Raw genomic sequence first — 15,759 nt, forward strand, 5'->3', positions numbered from 1 at the left:
TCAGGAGCCCGTCGACCGGGTGCCATCGCGCACCCAGTTGAGAAACCGCTCGACCGCGGCCGCGGTGTTGTGCCCGTGCGCCGAGCCGAAGAAGTCGAATGCGTGCTGGGCGTGCGGGATCTCGGCGTAGATGACCGGGGCCTTGGACACCGCTTCGAGTGCCTTCACGAACTCGCGGCCCTCGCGCACCGGGATCACCGAGTCATCGGTGCCGTGCAGGATGAAGAACGGTGGCGCATCGGGGTGCACCAGCGTCAGCGGTGACGCGTCCAGATAGACCTGCCGGTGGGTGGCGAACGGCTTCTTGACGATGAAGCGTTCCAGTACCTTGATGAACTCCGGGCGGCCGTTACCGGTGTCGGTGTACCAGTCGTAGCGCCCGTAGATCGGGACTGCCGCGGCCACCGAGGTATCGGCGTCCTCGAACCCCGGCTGCCACTTCGGGTCGTTGGAGGTCAGCGCGGCCAACGCGGTCAGGTGCCCGCCGGCCGAACCGCCGGTGATGTAAACGGATTCCGGATCCCCGCCGTAGTCGGCGATGTTGGCCTTCACCCAGGCGATCGCCTGCTTGACGTCGACGATGTGGTCGGGCCAGGTGTACTTGGGGCTGATGCGGTAGCCGATCGACACGCAGATCCAGCCGCGTTCGGCGAGCCTGCTCAGCATCGGGTAGGCCTGCGGACGCCGCATGCCGATCATCCACGCCCCGCCGGGAATCTGTAGCAGCACCGGGGCTTTCCCGTCGCGGGGCAGATCTGGGCGCATCCAGATGTCGGCCATGTTGGGTCCGTGCGGCCCGTACCGCGCGGTCTGGTGCACGTAACGCCGACGGGTCCACGAGGTGCCGACCACCCCGCGGGGGCGACGTTCGGGTTCTTCGGCGTCCAGATAATCCGCGCCGAGCGCGGACCGCAGCGGATCCTCGAAATAGCTCTTCGATTCCGCTTCGCGGCGCTGCAGCAGTCCCAGCAGGCCCCAGGTGATCGCCTTGAGCAACAGCGAGATTCGACCAGTGCGGGTGCGGTAGTGCCCGAGCAGTGCTCGGCGGAGCACATCGAGCACCGACCCGGTGAACAGCAGTGGGGCGTTCTCCGATGTGGGCCAGCCGAACGCGAACGTCGGCAGCGTGCTGTAGCCCTTGCGCCCCAGCGGGCGCACCGCGTTGGCGGCGTTGACCAGTTCGGCCGTCGCCCCCAGCAGTGGCCGGGGTTTACCCCTGAATGCGGTCCTGAAGGTCACGGCGCAGGATCTTTCCGGTGCTGTTGCGCGGCAACTCATCCAGGAGGGTGATTTCGCGCGGCACCTTGTAGTTGGCCAGATTGTCTCGGACATATTGCTTGAGATCGTCGACGGTGACCGGTTTTCCCCCGTCATTGCGGAGCACCACGAAGGCCGCCAGGCGCTGGCCGTACTGCTCGTCGTCCACCCCGATGACCGCGGCCTCGGCGACCTCGGCGTGGTTCACCAACGTCTTCTCCACCTCGATGGGGTAGACGTTCTCGCCTCCGGAGACGATCATCTCGTCGTCGCGGCCCACCACGAACAGTCGTCCGGCGGCGTCGAGATAGCCGACATCCCCGGAGTTCATGAACCCGTCGTGGAAGTCCTTGGTCTTCCCTGAGGTGTACCCGTCGAACTGGGTGGAGTTACGCACGTAGATGGTGCCGGTTTCGCCCGTGGGCAGCTCACGCAGATCCGCGTCCAGGATCCGGATCTCGGTGCCCTCGGCGGGTTTTCCGGCGGTATCGGGCGCGGCGCGCAGGTCGGCGGGGGTCGCGGTCGCGATCATGCCGGCCTCGGTGGCGTTGTAGTTGTTGTAGATGACGTCACCGAACTGGTCCATGAACTCGATGACCACGTCTGGCCGCATCCGCGAACCCGACGCCGCGGCGAACCGCAGGGTGCGCCCGCTGTAGCGGTTGCGGACCTCGTCGGGCAGTTCGACGATGCGGTCGAACATCACCGGCACCACGCACAACCCGGTGGCGCGGTGGGTGTCGATCAGCGCCAGGGTGGCCTCCGGATCGAACTTGCGGCGGGTGATGATGGTGCAGGCCATCGACGCGGCGAAGGCCAACTGGGAGAACCCCCAGGCGTGGAACATCGGCGCGGCGACCACCACCGGTTCCTCGGCGTGCCAGGGTGTGCGGTCCAGGATCGATTTGAGGATCTGCGGACCGCCGCCGGAATGCTTGGCGCCCTTCGGGGTTCCCGTCGTGCCCGACGTCAGCAGGATGACCTTGGACTTCTCCTTGGCCCGGATCGGCTGCTGCCCGGCGTACTCGGAGATCAGCCGTGCCACGGTGGGTCCGGTCGGCGCGGTGTCGGTCCAGGCCACGATGCGCACGGCATTCGGCGCGTCGGCCAGCGCACGGTCCACGGTGTCGGTGAACTCCTCGTCGTAGACGACGGCACCGGGACGGCCGGCGGATTCGCGTTCCCACACCTCGGCCAGCGCCGGACCGGCGAACGAGGTGTTCAGCAGCAGCACGTCGGCGCCGATCCGGTTGGCCGCGATCAGGCTTTCGATGAACCCGCGGTGGTTGCGAGCCATGATGCCGATCACCGGAGGCGTCCCGGTGTCGCCGGTGACCTGTTGGAGGCCGGCGGCCAAAGCGTCTGCGCGCTGGTCGATCTCACGCCAGGTCAGTGCCCCGAGCTCGTCGATCAGCCCGACCCGGTCCCCGCAGCGCTGCGCGGCGCTGGCGAAACCCGACGTGATGCCCATGTTCTCGCGGGCCATGGCGGCGCCGATGCGCAGGTACTTGTCGGGTCGCAGCGGGGCGATCACGCCGGCGCGGGCCATGGTGGTGATCAGACCCACCGTGTCGGTGAGCCTGTCCATGACCGCCATCAGCCGATCACCGGCAGCCGGCGCTCGTCGGCCAGATCGTCGAGGGCGCGTTGCATGACGTGGCGGACATGCGCGTCGACCTCGTCGATGTCGGGTTCGGCGCCGAACTGGGCCTCGATGTCCACCGGGGGCAGCACCTGCATCACGATCTTGGCGGGCAGCGGCACGTTCAGCGGCACCACCGCCGACAGCCCGAACGGGAAACCGAACGACAGCGGGACGATCTTGGCCCGGGCCAGCCGGGTGATCGGGCCGAGTCGCTTGGCCAGCCAGGTTCCGCGGGACAGGTAGAACTGGGTCTCCTGCCCGCCGATCCCGACCATCGGCACGATCGGCACCCCGGCGTTGATGGCGGCCCGGACATAGCCCTGGCGGCCGTCGAAGTCGATCTTGTTGGCCTCCAGGGTGGGCCGGTAGACGTCGTAGTCGCCGCCGGGGAACACGACCACCACCCCGCCGGAGCGCAGGGCCTCGTCGGCGTTCTCGTGGCTGGCCAGGATGAAGCCGGTCTTCTTGAAGAAGTCCCCGGTCGGCCCGACCATCAGCATGGCGTGGCTCAGCGTGTAGACCGGGCGTCCGTAACCGAACCGCTCGTAGAAGTCGGCGGCGAAGATGGGCACATCCATCGGGAACAGTCCGCCGGAGTGGTTGCACACCACCAGCGCGCCGCCGTTGGGGAAGTTCTCCAGACCGCGGACCTCGGAGCGGTGGTAGGTCTTGAGGAACGGCCGCAGCCAGCCCATCACCTTCTCGGTCAGGCTGGGGTCGAACTTGGTGATCTCGGTGGGATCGATATCCGTCGAGCTCATGGGGGGACCCTCCGCGGGGAAGCCGGATCTGACACTGGACAAATAATTAGAACGTGTTCTAGTTTTGCACGGAAAACCGATATCGGTCAAAGAAACGTGACCTGAACTGCGGTTGAGGCACTTGGATGGGCCCATGAATCCCGACACCGCCGGGTACCTCGCCCGCATCGGATATCCAGAGTCCGCGCAGGTCAAACCGACACTGGATACCTTGCACGCACTGCACGCCGCACACAACAGGTCCATCCCGTTCGAGAATCTGGACCCGGTCCTGGGCACGCCGGTGGCCGACCTCGGGGCGCCGGCGCTCACCGACAAGCTGGTCGGTCGCCGCCGTGGTGGGTACTGCTACGAACAGAACGGGCTGTTCGGCTACGTGCTGGAGGACCTGGGTTACCGGGTGGATCGGCTGGCCGGGCGGGTGATCTGGATGAGCGGGCTCGACGCGCTGCCGCCGGAATGGGATGCGCCCATCCCGGCACTGACGCACAACGTGCTGGCCGTGACCGTGCCCGGCGAACGGGACCGGTTCCTGGCCGACGTCGGCTTCGGCGGGCAGACCCTGTCCTCACCGATCCGGCTGCAGGCGGGGCCCGTACAGCAGACCCGCCACGAGCCCTACCGGCTCGTCGACGCCGGACCCGGGGCGCTGCGGCTGGAGGCGAAGATCCGCGGGGCCTGGCAGCCGCTGTACGTCTTCGGCACCGCACCGCAGCGGTGTACCGACCTGGAGGTGGGCAGCTGGTACGTCTCCACCCACCCGGAGTCCATCTTCGTCGTCGGGCTGTCGGTCGCCCTGGTCACCGATGAGGCCCGCTGGAATCTGCGGGGCCGCGACCTGGCCGTGCACGCCGACGGCGGCACCGAGCGGATCCGGTTGGCGTCCGCGGCCGAGGTACTCGATCAGCTCACCGGCCGGTTCGGGATCGACCTGACCGGGCTGGGCGATGTCGAGGCAGCGGTCAGCCGGGTGCTCGACGCGTGACCCGACCGATCACGGGCAGCTGATCAGCACATCCCACGGGTCGGACGCGTCCAGCGCCCACCGGCCCAGCCGGCGCGCGTAGGACGCGGTGCTGCCGAACTCGTCGGCCCAACTGCGCGCTCGCATGGTCGCCGACCACAGCGGGTGCTCGATGGTGACACCGATGGCCCCGTGCAGTTGATGGGCGATGGTGGTCACCGGTGTCACGGCGCGACCGACGGCCACCTTCGCGATCGTCACCGCGTAATCGGACCGGGAGTCGGCGAATCCGTGGTCGGCCACCGCTGCGGTCGCCAGATCGGTTGCCGCCCGGGCCTGTTCGATCTCGCCGGCCATGGCGGCCAGGGAATGCTGGACGGCCTGGAACTTGCTCAGTGTCCTGCCGAACTGCACCCGTTCGGAGGTATGCGCGACGGTCAGCGCCAAGGCGGAGTCGAAGGCGCCGACGATCTGCACACACCGCGCCCACGCGCCGCGGCGGATCAGCTCCTCGCCGACGGCCCCGTCCAGCCTGGTCAGGCCCGCGGTGTCGTAGCTCAGCGTGCCGCGGGGTTCGCCGGCCAGGTTGTACCCGGACGTCGCTTGAGGATCATCGAGAAGACCGACGTGCAGTCCGTCGGCGTCGCGGGCGGCCAGCAGCACCGCGGCATCAGCCGGCCACGGCACGTCCCGGGCGACACCGTCTGCACCGATCGCGACCGTCAGCGGGCCGGCCGGAACATCCAGCCCGGCCTGCCCCGCGAGCCAGCCGGCCAGCAGATCGGTCTCGGCGATGGGCACCGCGGCGGCGTGCGCGGCCAGCCCGGCCAGCACCACCGCGACCTCACGCGGCCCGGCCTCCTGCTCGGTGGTCAGCCGGGTCAGTCCGGACTCCTCCAGATTGCGCCACAGGCCGGCGTCGAACACCTCGGGCAGCCGGCGCTTACCGAACTGCGCGTCATAGGACCGGCGGCCGATGTCGTCCACCAGCTGCTTGAGCTCATCCATTGCTACCGCACCCCCAGACCGCGGGCGATCACGCCGCGCAGCACCTCATTCGTCCCGCCGCGCAGCGTGAACATCGGTGAATGCTGCCGGGCGGTGGCCAGCACCGCGCGCAGCCGGGCCGCGTCCTGCTCGGAGCGCACGTACTCCAGCAGGTCGGCGCACAACTCCACGGACTGCTGCTCGAAGCGCGTGCCCAGATCCTTCACCAGCGCCGCCCGCGTCGCCGCGTCCTCGCCCGCGGACAAGGCGCGGGCCACCGACACCGACAGCTGGCGCAGCGCCATCGCGCGGCCCAGCAGATCGCCGACCTCGGCGGCGGTGCGGTCGTCGACGTCCTGGCCGCCGAGCGCCTTGATCACCCCGATGATCAGCGTCGCGGTGGACAGGATGCGTTCGGGGCCGCTGCGTTCGAAGCCGAGCTCGGCGGTCACCTGATGCCAGCCGGCGCCCACCTCACCGAGCACGTCGGCGTCCCCGACCGCGACATCATCGAAGGTCACCTCGTTGAAATGGTGATGCCCGTCCAGGGTGACGATCGGGCTGATCGTGACGCCGGGGGAGTCCAGCGCGACGATGAACTGGCTGAATCCCGCGTGCCGGTGCTCGGGGTCCAGCGCGCTGGTGCGGGCCAGCACGATCGCGAAGTGAGCCCGATGCCCGCCGCTGGTCCACACCTTGGTGCCGTTGATCCGCCAGCCGTCCTCGGTGCGGGTGGCGCGGGTGGCGGTGGCGGCCAGATCGGATCCGGCGCCGTGTTCGCTCATGCCGATCGCCGAGTACAACCGGCCCGCGGCGATCCCGGGCAGCAACCGGGTGCGCTGCTCCTCGCTCCCGTAGCTCAGCAGCGACGGCGCGACCTGACGGTCGGCGAACCAGTGCGCGGCCACCGGAGCGCCCGCCCCGAGCAGTTCCTCGGTGACCACGTAGCGGTGCAGGAAGCCCAGCCCGTGGCCGCCGTACTCGGTCGGGATCGTCAGCCCGACGAATCCGGCGTCGGCCAGCCGCTCGCTGAACCCGGCGTCCCAGCTGGTCAGCCAGGAGTCGATCGCGGGCTCCCAGCCGAACCGGTCCCGGTCCTCGGCCACGAACTGCCGGACCCGGACCCGCAGGTCGGCCAGATCACCGTCATTGGCGCACAGCGCATCGAATTCACTCACCGATTGCGGAGTCTATGGCAGCAGGAAAAGTCATGTCCCCGGCGCAGGGTCGCCGCGATACTCGACACCGTGAGTGTCCAACCGAATGCGCCGCGCCGGGACCGGCTGCGTGAGCTGCTCGACGCCGTCGTCGACGACGCGAACACCGATGTGGCCGGCATGGCGCGCAGCAGTTTCGCCTCGGCGTTCCACTTCTCCCGTGAGGTCAGCCGACTCACCGGTGAACCACCGGCCGCGCTGCGGCGCCGCGTCATGCTGGAACGCGCGGCGTGGCGACTGCAGCGCGGTGAGGGCGTCGCGGCGGTCGCGCTGGAGGAGGGCTGGTCCGCGCCCGAGGTGTTCTCCCGGGCGTTCCGGCGGGCCTTCGGGGTGCCGCCGTCGCAGGCCTGCGAGGTCGGGTTCCGGTTACCGGCGCCCAACGGGGTGCATTTCCATCCGCCGCAATCCCTGTGGCTGGACGGTCAGGGTGACGCACACCGCCCCGACGTCTCGTTGTTGATGATCGCCCACGATGTCGCCGATACCACCTACCTCATCGCCACCGCCTCCGCCTTGGCCGAAACCCAATGGGCCGAACCGGTTTCGCCGGGGCAGGTGGTTCTGGACTGGGACGGCGAGGAGAACAGCGTCGGCGCGGTGCTCGGCGCGCTGGTGTGGACCAAGGAGGTGTGGCTGGCCAGCATCGAGGGCGCCGACCAGCCGGCTCGCCCCGAACTGCGAGCGGCCCGACAGTTGGCCGCCGATCACGAGGACGTGTCGGCCCGGTGGGCGGCAATGGTGGCCGACTACGGGGAGCAGGGCCGGCTGGCCGACACCGTCATCGACGCGCTGTGCGACCCGCCGGAGTCCTTCCAGCTCTACGGCATCATCGCGCACGTGCTCACCTACTCGGCGCACCGGCGAGAACTGGCGCGCGCCATGTTGATCCGGCACGGTCTGGATGTCCGGACCGGCGACCCGCTGGACTGGATGCGAAGGGACTGAGATGGCAACGGTGTACTACACGGCGTCCACCATGGACGGGTTCATCGTCGACGAGGCCGACAGCCTGGACTGGCTGTTGTCGAGGACCTTCGACCCCGGCGGTCCGTTCGGTTACGAAGCCTTCGTCGCCGACGTCGGCGCCCTGGTCATGGGATCGGCCACCTACGAGTGGATCGTGAAAAACCAACCAGGGGAATGGATGTACACCCAGCCGAGCTGGGTGTTGACCAGTAGGCCGGGCATCGTGGTGGACGGGCACCCGGTGCAGACGTTCGACGGGGACATCGCGACGCTGCACGGTGCCCTGCTGGAGGCGGCCGGCGATTTGGACGTCTGGGTGATGGGCGGCGGTCAGACCGCCGCCGGATTCGTGGCGGCCGGTCTGATCGACGAGATGGTGGTCACCTATGCGCCCTGCACGCTCGGCGCCGGTGCGCGGTTGCTGCCGATCCGGTCGGAGTGGGAACTGATCGATGTCGACCGAAACGGCGAATTCGTCTGTGCGCGATGGCGCTTCAACAAGGCCGCAGCGAACATCGGGTAGTCGGGTTCAGCGGGTGGTGGGCCAGACGCCGGACTCGTTGATCACCGATAGCAGGTGTTCCCCGGGGTATCGAGCAGATCGATGGTGACGATCGTCGTCGACGGGGTGGTGGAGAACCAGACCGCCGCGCTGCATGAACCGTATGCGTGCACCCACTGTAAAGCGCTGTTCGGCGACGAAGGACTCAGCGCTGCAGTCCGCACCTGCGCGAGGCCGGTGCCGTAGCCCTCACGATGTTCGCAGGCCAGTGGTGCACCACCGCCGATCAGGCAGCACGCTGCTCCCGTCCGCACCTGCGGCGGGCCGACGTCGCGGACGGCCGCAGTCTCCCGAATCGCCGGGTGAACTTCCAGCCCGCCACATTCACTTCGATCAGCAACATCATCGGTCTCCGCCGGTTGTGTCATCAAGCACAGTGGAGACAACGTCGCTGTGCGGCGCAGAAATTCCAGCAAAGGCCAGATCGACGGTGGGCGACGGTGAACGTGTTCGGCCGGATGGATGGGTTCGGTGCGATCTGCGGCGGTTACCGGTTTAGGCTTTCCGCCATGGGTCACTACATATCCAACGTCCGTGACGTCGAGTTCAACCTCTTCGAGGCCCTGCATCTCGACAAGGTGCTGGCGACCGGAGAGTTCGGCGACCTCGACGGCGCGTCGGTCCGCGAGATGCTCGCCGAGGCCGCCCGGCTGGCGGAGGGGCCGGTGGCCGAGGCATTCGCCGAAACCGACCGCAACCCACCGACATTCGATCCCGCAACGCACACTGTGACGATCCCCGAACCGTTCAAGGCAGCGCTTCGGGCCTGGGCCGGTGGCGAATGGTTCCGCATCGGGCTCAGCGAGGAAGTCGGTGGTGTGCCGGCGCCGGCCGCGCTGACGTGGGCGATCAGCGAGTTCGCGCTCGGGGCCCAGCCGGCGGCCTACATCTGTCATTCCGGACCGGTGTTGGCCGACATCATCCACGGCCTCGGAAACGAGCAGCAGCGACACTGGGCGGCGCTGATGGCGGAGCGGGACTGGGGCGCCACCATGGTGCTCACCGAACCCGACGCGGGGTCCGATGTCGGGGCCGGACGGACCAAGGCCATTCCGCAACCGGACGGGACATGGCATCTGGACGGTGTGAAGCGCTTCATCACCAACGGTGACACCGGTGACCTCTACGAGAACATCGTGCACGCGGTGCTCGCTCGCCCCGAGGGAGCCGGCCCCGGCACCAAGGGGCTGTCGCTGTTCTTCGTGCCGAAGTTCCACTTCGATCCCGAAACCGGGGAGCTCGGTGAACGCAACGGTGTGTTCGTCACCAACCTGGAACACAAGATGGGTCTCAAGGCGTCCGCGACCTGTGAGCTGACCTTCGGCCAGCACGGCACACCCGCCGTCGGCTGGCTTGTCGGTGACGAGCACAGCGGTATCGCGCAGATGTTCAAGATCATCGAGTATGCGCGAATGATGGTGGGCACCAAGGCGATCGCCACCTTGTCCACCGGTTATCTGAACGCGCTCGAGTACGCCAAGACCCGGGTGCAGGGTGCTGATCTGACCCAGATGACCGACAAGACCGCACCCCGGGTGACCATCATGCACCACCCGGACGTGCGCCGATCTCTGCTCGCACAGAAGGCCTACAGCGAGGGATTGCGTGCGCTGTACCTCTATACCGCCGCTCATCAGGACCCGTCAGCGGCCGCGATCGTGTCCGGTGCCGACCCGGCAATGGCCGAGCGGGTCAACGACCTGCTGCTGCCGATCGTGAAGGGCTTCGGCTCGACGCGGGCCTACGAACTGCTCACCGATTCACTGCAGACCTTCGGAGGGTCGGGCTACCTGCAGGACTACCCGATCGAGCAGTACATCCGCGACGCCAAGATCGACACGCTGTACGAGGGCACCACCGCCATCCAGGCGCAGGATTTCTTCTTCCGCAAGATCGCCCGCGACCAGGGGGCGGCCCTGATGCATCTGCTCGGCCAGGTGCAGGCCTTCCTGGACCGGGACTCGGCGCGTCCCGAGATCGCCGACAGCAGAGCGGCTTTGGCCACCGCCGTCGCCGATGCGCAGGGCATGGTCGGAGCGCTGACCGGATATCTGATCGGCTCACAGCAGGAGCCCCGCGAGCTCTACCGGGTGGGCCTGGGTTCGGTGCCGTTCCTGCTGGCCATCGGTGACCTGCTGATCGGCTGGCTGCTGCTGGAGCATGCCGAGATCGCATTGGACGCACTGGACGGGGCGACGGCCAAGGACCGCGCGTTCTATCAGGGCAAGGTCGGGGCGGCCGAGTTCTTCGCCCGCCACATCCTGCCGCGGCTGTCCTCGGACCGCGCCGTCATCGAGTTGCTTCAGCTGGGCGCCATGGACGTGCCCGAGGAGGCGTTCTAGCTCGCACTCACGCCGAAACACGCGTACCCGTCGCTCCCGAGCCCGGATCTGCGACGGGTACGCGCGTTTCGCGGCCGGAAGCCCCAACGAAAACACCCCCTGGAACCGCTGTCCCAGGGGGTGTTTCACGTCTGGCCGCGGGTTACTCCGGGGTGTACCCGAACGGCAGCAGCACGCTCTTGGACTCGCAGTATCCGGCGATGCCCTCCGGCCCGCACTCGCGGCCGATGCCGGAGTTCTTGTAGCCGCCGAACGGGGCGCCGGCATCGAAGGCGTACATGTTGATGCCGTAGGTGCCGGTGCGGATCTGCTTGGCGATCTCCAGGGCCTTGGCGTTGTCGGTGGTGTACACCGAACCGGCCAGGCCGTAGACCGAGTCGTTGGCGATGCGCACCGCGTCGGCCTCGTCCTCGTAGGGGATCACCACCAGGACGGGTCCGAAGATCTCCTCCTGGGCGATGGTCATCGAGTTGTCCACATCGGCGAACACGGTGGGCTGCACGAACCAGCCGCCGTCCAGGCCCTCGGGACGGCCGCCGCCGGTGACCAGGCGGGCGCCCTCGTCGAGGCCCTTCTTGATGTAGCCCTCGACGCGCTCGCGCTGCTTCTCGCTGATCAGCGGGCCGATCATGGCGGCCGCGTCATCGGGCAGGCCGGGTGCCATGCCCGCCGCGGCGGCCGCGATCTTCTCCACGACCTCGTCGTAGCGCGACCGCGGGGCCAGGATGCGGGTCTGCCCGACACAGGCCTGCCCGGAGTTCATCAGGCCGGAGAAGATCAGCATCGGCAGGGTGGAGTCCAGGTCGGCGTCCTCCAGGATGATCGCCGCGGACTTGCCACCCAGCTCCAGCGTGCACGGCTTGAGCTTCTCGGCGGCGATCTTGCCGATCTCCTTGCCGACCGCACTCGACCCGGTGAAGGTGAACTTGTCGATCTCCGGGTTGTCGGTCAGCGCACGGCCGGTGTCGACGCCGCCGGGCACCACCGAGAGCACGCCCTCGGGCAGTCCGGCCTCGGCGAACACCTCGGCCATCAGGTTGGTGGTCAGCGGGGTCTCGGCGGCGGGCTTGAGCACCAGGGTGCAGCCGGCCAGCAGCGCCGGGCCCAGCTTGTTGGCGGCCAGGAAGAACGGCACGTTCCAGGCGACGACGGCGCCGACGACGCCGATCGGCTCCTTGAGCACCAGGGTCTGGCCGTACGCGCCGTCGCGGATGTCCTGCCAGCTGAACTTGTCGGCCGCCGAGGCGTAGAACTGCAGCGTCGACATGGCCGCGCCGTACTGCATCATGTCGACGATGGTCTGCGGCTGGCCGGTCTCCAGCTTCAGCAGCGCCTTGAACTCGTCGGCGCGCGCCTCGATCAGCTCGATCGCCTTGGCGATGACGGCCTCGCGCTCCTTCGGGGTGAGCCGCGGCCAGGGGCCCTCGTCGAAAGCCTTGCGGGCGGCGGCGAAGGCGGCGTCGACGTCGGCCTTGGTGGCCAGCGGAACCTGGCCGACCTTCTCGCCGGTGGCGGGGGAGAACACGTCGATCACCTCGGAGCTCGCGGGCTCGACCCACTGGCCACCGATGAACAGCTTGTCCCAGGATGTGCGTGCCGCCGTTGCGGCTGATGCGGTCTGCGTCATACCCGTCACCCTACCCAGTCGCCCGCCGGATGAGAACGTGTTGCAGTGACCTGGTCACGACGGTGCAAGGACCAGCACCAGATTGCTCACCAGGAACTCCCGCAGACCGGGCACGGCGACCACCGGCCACGCCCATCGTGGGTGGTAGCGGGGGAATGCGGTGACCAGAGCCCCGGTGCTGGCCGCCCAGCGCAGGCCGTCGGCCGCCGACACGGCGAACAACGACGAACCGTAGTCGTTCTTGGGTCGGTGGCCGTGTTTGCGGGCGTACCGGTCCGCGGCCCGGGCGCCGCCCAGATAGTGCGTCAGTCCCATCTCGTGCCCGCCGAACGGGCCCAGCCAGACGGTGTAGGACAGCACCGCCAGCCCGCCGGGCCGGGTGACCCGCAGCATCTCGTTGCCGAGGCGCCAGGGGTGGCGCACATGCTCGGCCACATTGGAGGACAGGCAGATGTCCACGCTGTCGTCGGCGAACGGCAGCGCGGTGCCCGAGGCGCGCACGAAGGTGCCGGCTCCGGGTTCGCCGGCCGGACCGGCGTGCATCTCCCGCGGGTCGGGTTCGACCCCGATGTAGCGCATCCCGGCGGATTCGAAGGCCGAGGCGAAATAGCCCGGGCCGCCGCCGACGTCGAGGACGGTCCGGCCGGCGGCCGGCGATGACGTCACGCCGGTCCACAGATCGGCGACCATGTCCACGGTGTCGGTGGCCAGTGCACCGTAGAAGCGGGCCGGATCGGACTGCTCGAACCGGAAGGCGCTGAGCAGGCCGACGGCGCGACCCAGCGTGGCCCGGTGGGCGAACAGATCGGTGGCGGCCACCGTGTCAGGGTACGAAAGCGGCTCACCCCAGCCGGAGCAGGGAGGTCACCCGCCGCTGCAGTTCGGTGGACAGCTGCGATGCGGCGGCCGGGATCTTGGACGCCGCGAACAGGGTGTGCAGTTGCCAGCTGTCGCTGCTGGGCAGCACGGCGGCGCGCTGCAGTCCGTCGAGGATGTCGAAGAGCGTCTCGCCCTCCTGCATCAGGCCGTCGGCGTTGAAGTGGTAGCGGTCCACCGCGGGGCACTGCAGGAAGGTGCCGTTGCCCCAGACGGTGGGCGCGGACTCGTCGTAGGGATGCAGGCGCAGCGGCCCGGTCCAGTGCCCGCTGCCGATGTAGCGGATGACGGTGCGGACGGTGCCCTCCGGGGTGACGTCGATGTACACCTGGTCGGGCAGCGGGTCATAACGCCAGTCCGGGATGGCGTCGAAGAAGGCGAAGTTGTAGGTCACGAAGTCGTCGATGCCGACGATGGTGCGGCCGAAGGTCGTCACATCGGTGTAGCGCACATCGGGGGCGTAGAGCTCATCGTTGATGCTCATATCGCGGACCAGAAAGCTCCACCAGTACTTCTTGGCCCACGTCATCACCCAGGTCAGGTCCTGGTCGAAGGCCTTGCTGTAGTGCTCCAGCTTGCGGTCGAAGTCGACGAACCACTGCTTGGTCATCGCCTGCAGCTCATGCTCCTGATAGACGCGAATGGGTTCTGCGCGGTTCGACTTCAGGTAAGTCGGCACGTGTCCCTGCAGTCGGGGACGGGCGAGCGCGGCCTGGAACTCTTCCTCATCGAACACGGGTGTCTCCTCGGTTGTCGCGTTGCAGGACGAAAAAGTGTGGTCGCGGGATGCGGGGGTACTCCATCGAGCCCAGATCGCCTGTGCTCAAGCCTGTTTCCGCTGGTTCCGGTGCTCGCGTGCCGTCGACAGCACCGCGGCGTCGGCGGCGCCGAGGTACCCGGTGACGGCGGCCCGTTGCACCGGGCCGATCCGCAACAGCGCGAACAGCGGCAGTGTGGCCAGGTAGACACCGTCCAGCAGTGGGTCGGTGAACGACGGCCACCCGTGCAGTCGCCGCGAGGGTCGGGGCAGTGCGGCGTAGGCGACGGCGGCCGAGCCGACCAGCACCGTGTCGGCGATCGTCGCGCGGATGTCGTCCAGCCCGTCCGGGCGCAGCAGGGCCAGCGCGGTGCCCAGCTGCGCGCGGACGAAACCCGGACGCCAGGTGAACTTCGCCGAAACCGACTTGTAGTACGCCGCAACCTCTTCCGTGGACCGCGGGATCTGTTCGGCGGGCACCCCCATCAACACCGCCAGTTGCGCCATCTCGGCGAAGTAGCGGTCCCGGTCGGCGTCGGGCAGTCGGGTGGGCAGCACACCGTCGACGAAGTCGAACCGCTCGTAGGCGATCAGCGCCGCGTGGCTGATGGTGACCGCGGCGAACAGCATGGTGTCGGCGTCCACCGCGGCGTACGGGGTGACACCGTCGGCGCCGGTCCCCGACAGCGGGCGGTGGTAGTTGAACAGCCGCCGGGCGCAGGCGTCGGCGGCCTGTTTGTCGCCGAACACGATCGGCAGCGGCACCGCCAGGGTGCGGCGCAGCCGGTCGTGGAAGGACCCGCCCTTACGGGCCCGGGGGTCGCGTCCGCGCTGGCGTCTCCGGTTCGTCGGGAACAGCGGGTCGTGGTCGTAGAGCACGTTCTGGAAGTCGATGTGCGGCGCCTCCAGGAGGTTGGTGATCTGGGCGATCATCAGCGCCGCGGCCGGCGAGGTCAGCACCCGCCAGGTGACGCTGTCCGGTCCGTAGTAGCCGGGGTCGGTGGAGACCTCGGGGTCCGCGGGGTGCGGTGCTGCCTGCTGGTTCATGGGTGACGGCCGCTTCCTGTCCACGGATTACTGGCTGTTCAAAATGCTCAAGCAACTGGAATCATATGATTCCAGTTAGGCGTGGGCAAGAGCCTCCGGCCGTACCCCGTGAGAGGATCGGGGCCGTGGCACCGACAAAGGTCTGGCGTGGCCAGACGCTGCGGGACCGCACCGCGGACCGGCGGACGGCGCTGCTCGACGTCGGGTGCAAACTGCTCGGATCCGGGGGATCGGCGGCGGTCACCATGCGCGCGGTGTGCCGGGACGCCCAACTGAGCCCCCGCTACTTCTACGAGAGCTTCGACGGCCGAGAGGACCTGCTGGTCGCGGTCTACAACCAGGTCGAGGAACGGCTGCTGGCGCACCTGATGGGCCGGCGCACCGATCAACCCGTCACTCTTCGCGAGGTGCTGGAGAGCTGCGCGGACTTCTTCGAGGAGGACCCGCAGCGGGCCCGGATCCTGTTGCGCGAGCCGCTGGCCGACGACACCCTGCGCAAACACAGCGCCAGCCGCACCCCGGCCTTCGTGGCGGCGCTGATCCCGGTGCTGGGTCCGCAGCTCAACGACCTGCTGGCCGGCGATGTCGCCCGGATCCAGATCCTGTCCACCGCGCTGGGCGGGGCCCTGGTGGCGCTCTACCTGGACTGGGCCGACGGCCGGCTCAACGTCAGCCGGGACACCATCGCCGATGCTGCGGTCGACATCGTGATGGCGATGACCGGTTTCCGCGCGAGTTAGGCTGGCCAGGT

The 15,759-nt window shown here is 68.5% G+C and carries 15 protein-coding genes; 5 read left to right on the forward strand and 10 right to left on the reverse strand.

What is annotated here, in order from left to right:
• Genes K0O62_RS01865 through K0O62_RS01875 form a run of 3 tightly spaced genes read right to left on the reverse strand, consistent with a single transcriptional unit; the run spans position 1 to position 3,663 of the window.
• Positions 1 to 1,239: an alpha/beta hydrolase gene (locus tag K0O62_RS01865; protein WP_073855425.1), complete on the reverse strand. Its 1,239-nt coding sequence runs from the start codon at positions 1,237 to 1,239 to the stop codon at positions 1 to 3.
• A complete protein-coding gene (gene fadD12 / locus K0O62_RS01870) occupies positions 1,211 to 2,854 on the reverse strand; it encodes an acyl-CoA ligase FadD12 (RefSeq protein WP_073855426.1) in 1,644 nt (547 codons plus the stop codon). Before fadD12 ends, K0O62_RS01865 begins: the two co-directional genes overlap by 29 nt.
• Complete coding sequence (locus K0O62_RS01875; protein WP_073855427.1) at positions 2,854 to 3,663, reverse strand: 1-acyl-sn-glycerol-3-phosphate acyltransferase; 810 nt, start codon at positions 3,661 to 3,663, stop codon at positions 2,854 to 2,856. Before K0O62_RS01875 ends, fadD12 begins: the two co-directional genes overlap by 1 nt.
• Before the next feature lie 133 nt (positions 3,664 to 3,796).
• On the opposite strand from K0O62_RS01875, the gene K0O62_RS01880 reads away from it, so the two are divergent.
• Positions 3,797 to 4,648, forward strand: coding sequence for an arylamine N-acetyltransferase family protein (locus K0O62_RS01880; protein ID WP_073855428.1), 852 nt, complete (start codon positions 3,797 to 3,799; stop codon positions 4,646 to 4,648).
• A 9-nt stretch (positions 4,649 to 4,657) separates the two neighbouring features.
• Here the strand turns inward: K0O62_RS01880 and K0O62_RS01885 are convergent, their stop codons facing one another.
• Together K0O62_RS01885 and K0O62_RS01890 are read right to left on the reverse strand one after the other, a co-directional pair.
• Positions 4,658 to 5,635, reverse strand: a complete 978-nt coding sequence (locus tag K0O62_RS01885) for an acyl-CoA dehydrogenase family protein (protein ID WP_073855429.1) — start codon at positions 5,633 to 5,635, stop codon at positions 4,658 to 4,660.
• Between the two features lie 2 nt (positions 5,636 to 5,637).
• A complete protein-coding gene (locus K0O62_RS01890) occupies positions 5,638 to 6,792 on the reverse strand; it encodes an acyl-CoA dehydrogenase family protein (protein WP_073855430.1) in 1,155 nt (384 codons plus the stop codon).
• 69 nt (positions 6,793 to 6,861) lie between these two features.
• On the opposite strand from K0O62_RS01890, the gene K0O62_RS01895 reads away from it, so the two are divergent.
• Complete coding sequence (locus tag K0O62_RS01895) at positions 6,862 to 7,776, forward strand: helix-turn-helix domain-containing protein (protein WP_073855431.1); 915 nt, start codon at positions 6,862 to 6,864, stop codon at positions 7,774 to 7,776.
• 1 nt (position 7,777) lies between these two features.
• A complete protein-coding gene (locus K0O62_RS01900; protein ID WP_073855432.1) occupies positions 7,778 to 8,320 on the forward strand; it encodes a dihydrofolate reductase family protein in 543 nt (180 codons plus the stop codon).
• Between the two features lie 41 nt (positions 8,321 to 8,361).
• Here the strand turns inward: K0O62_RS01900 and K0O62_RS01905 are convergent, their stop codons facing one another.
• Positions 8,362 to 8,928: a hypothetical protein gene (locus K0O62_RS01905; protein WP_131817384.1), complete on the reverse strand. Its 567-nt coding sequence runs from the start codon at positions 8,926 to 8,928 to the stop codon at positions 8,362 to 8,364.
• On the opposite strand from K0O62_RS01905, the gene K0O62_RS01910 reads away from it, so the two are divergent.
• The gene (locus tag K0O62_RS01910) at positions 8,869 to 10,701 is read left to right on the forward strand and encodes an acyl-CoA dehydrogenase (RefSeq protein WP_073855744.1); all 1,833 of its coding nucleotides are present in this window, start codon (positions 8,869 to 8,871) and stop codon (positions 10,699 to 10,701) included. The two genes, K0O62_RS01905 and K0O62_RS01910, sit on opposite strands and share 60 nt — an antisense overlap.
• Before the next feature lie 142 nt (positions 10,702 to 10,843).
• Here K0O62_RS01910 and K0O62_RS01915 read toward each other — a convergent pair whose 3' ends face one another.
• The 4 genes from K0O62_RS01915 to K0O62_RS01930 form a co-directional block, all read right to left on the reverse strand.
• On the reverse strand, positions 10,844 to 12,328 hold the full coding sequence (locus tag K0O62_RS01915; RefSeq protein ID WP_073855433.1) for an aldehyde dehydrogenase: 1,485 nt from the start codon (positions 12,326 to 12,328) through the stop codon (positions 10,844 to 10,846).
• A 54-nt stretch (positions 12,329 to 12,382) separates the two neighbouring features.
• Positions 12,383 to 13,147 carry a class I SAM-dependent methyltransferase gene (locus tag K0O62_RS01920; protein ID WP_073855434.1) on the reverse strand — a complete coding sequence of 255 codons (765 nt, stop codon included), beginning with the start codon at positions 13,145 to 13,147 and terminating at the stop codon, positions 12,383 to 12,385.
• 22 nt (positions 13,148 to 13,169) lie between these two features.
• Positions 13,170 to 13,940 (reverse strand): nuclear transport factor 2 family protein, encoded by a 771-nt coding sequence (locus K0O62_RS01925; protein ID WP_073855435.1) that lies wholly within the window; start codon positions 13,938 to 13,940, stop codon positions 13,170 to 13,172.
• A gap of 87 nt (positions 13,941 to 14,027) precedes the next feature.
• A complete protein-coding gene (locus tag K0O62_RS01930; RefSeq protein WP_073855436.1) occupies positions 14,028 to 15,008 on the reverse strand; it encodes an oxygenase MpaB family protein in 981 nt (326 codons plus the stop codon).
• 125 nt (positions 15,009 to 15,133) lie between these two features.
• On the opposite strand from K0O62_RS01930, the gene K0O62_RS01935 reads away from it, so the two are divergent.
• On the forward strand, positions 15,134 to 15,748 hold the full coding sequence (locus tag K0O62_RS01935; protein ID WP_073855437.1) for a TetR/AcrR family transcriptional regulator: 615 nt from the start codon (positions 15,134 to 15,136) through the stop codon (positions 15,746 to 15,748).
• The last annotated feature ends 11 nt before the right edge of the window (positions 15,749 to 15,759 follow it).

It is taken from the genome of Mycolicibacterium diernhoferi (genome assembly GCF_019456655.1).
GTDB lineage: Bacteria > Actinomycetota > Actinomycetes > Mycobacteriales > Mycobacteriaceae > Mycobacterium > Mycobacterium diernhoferi.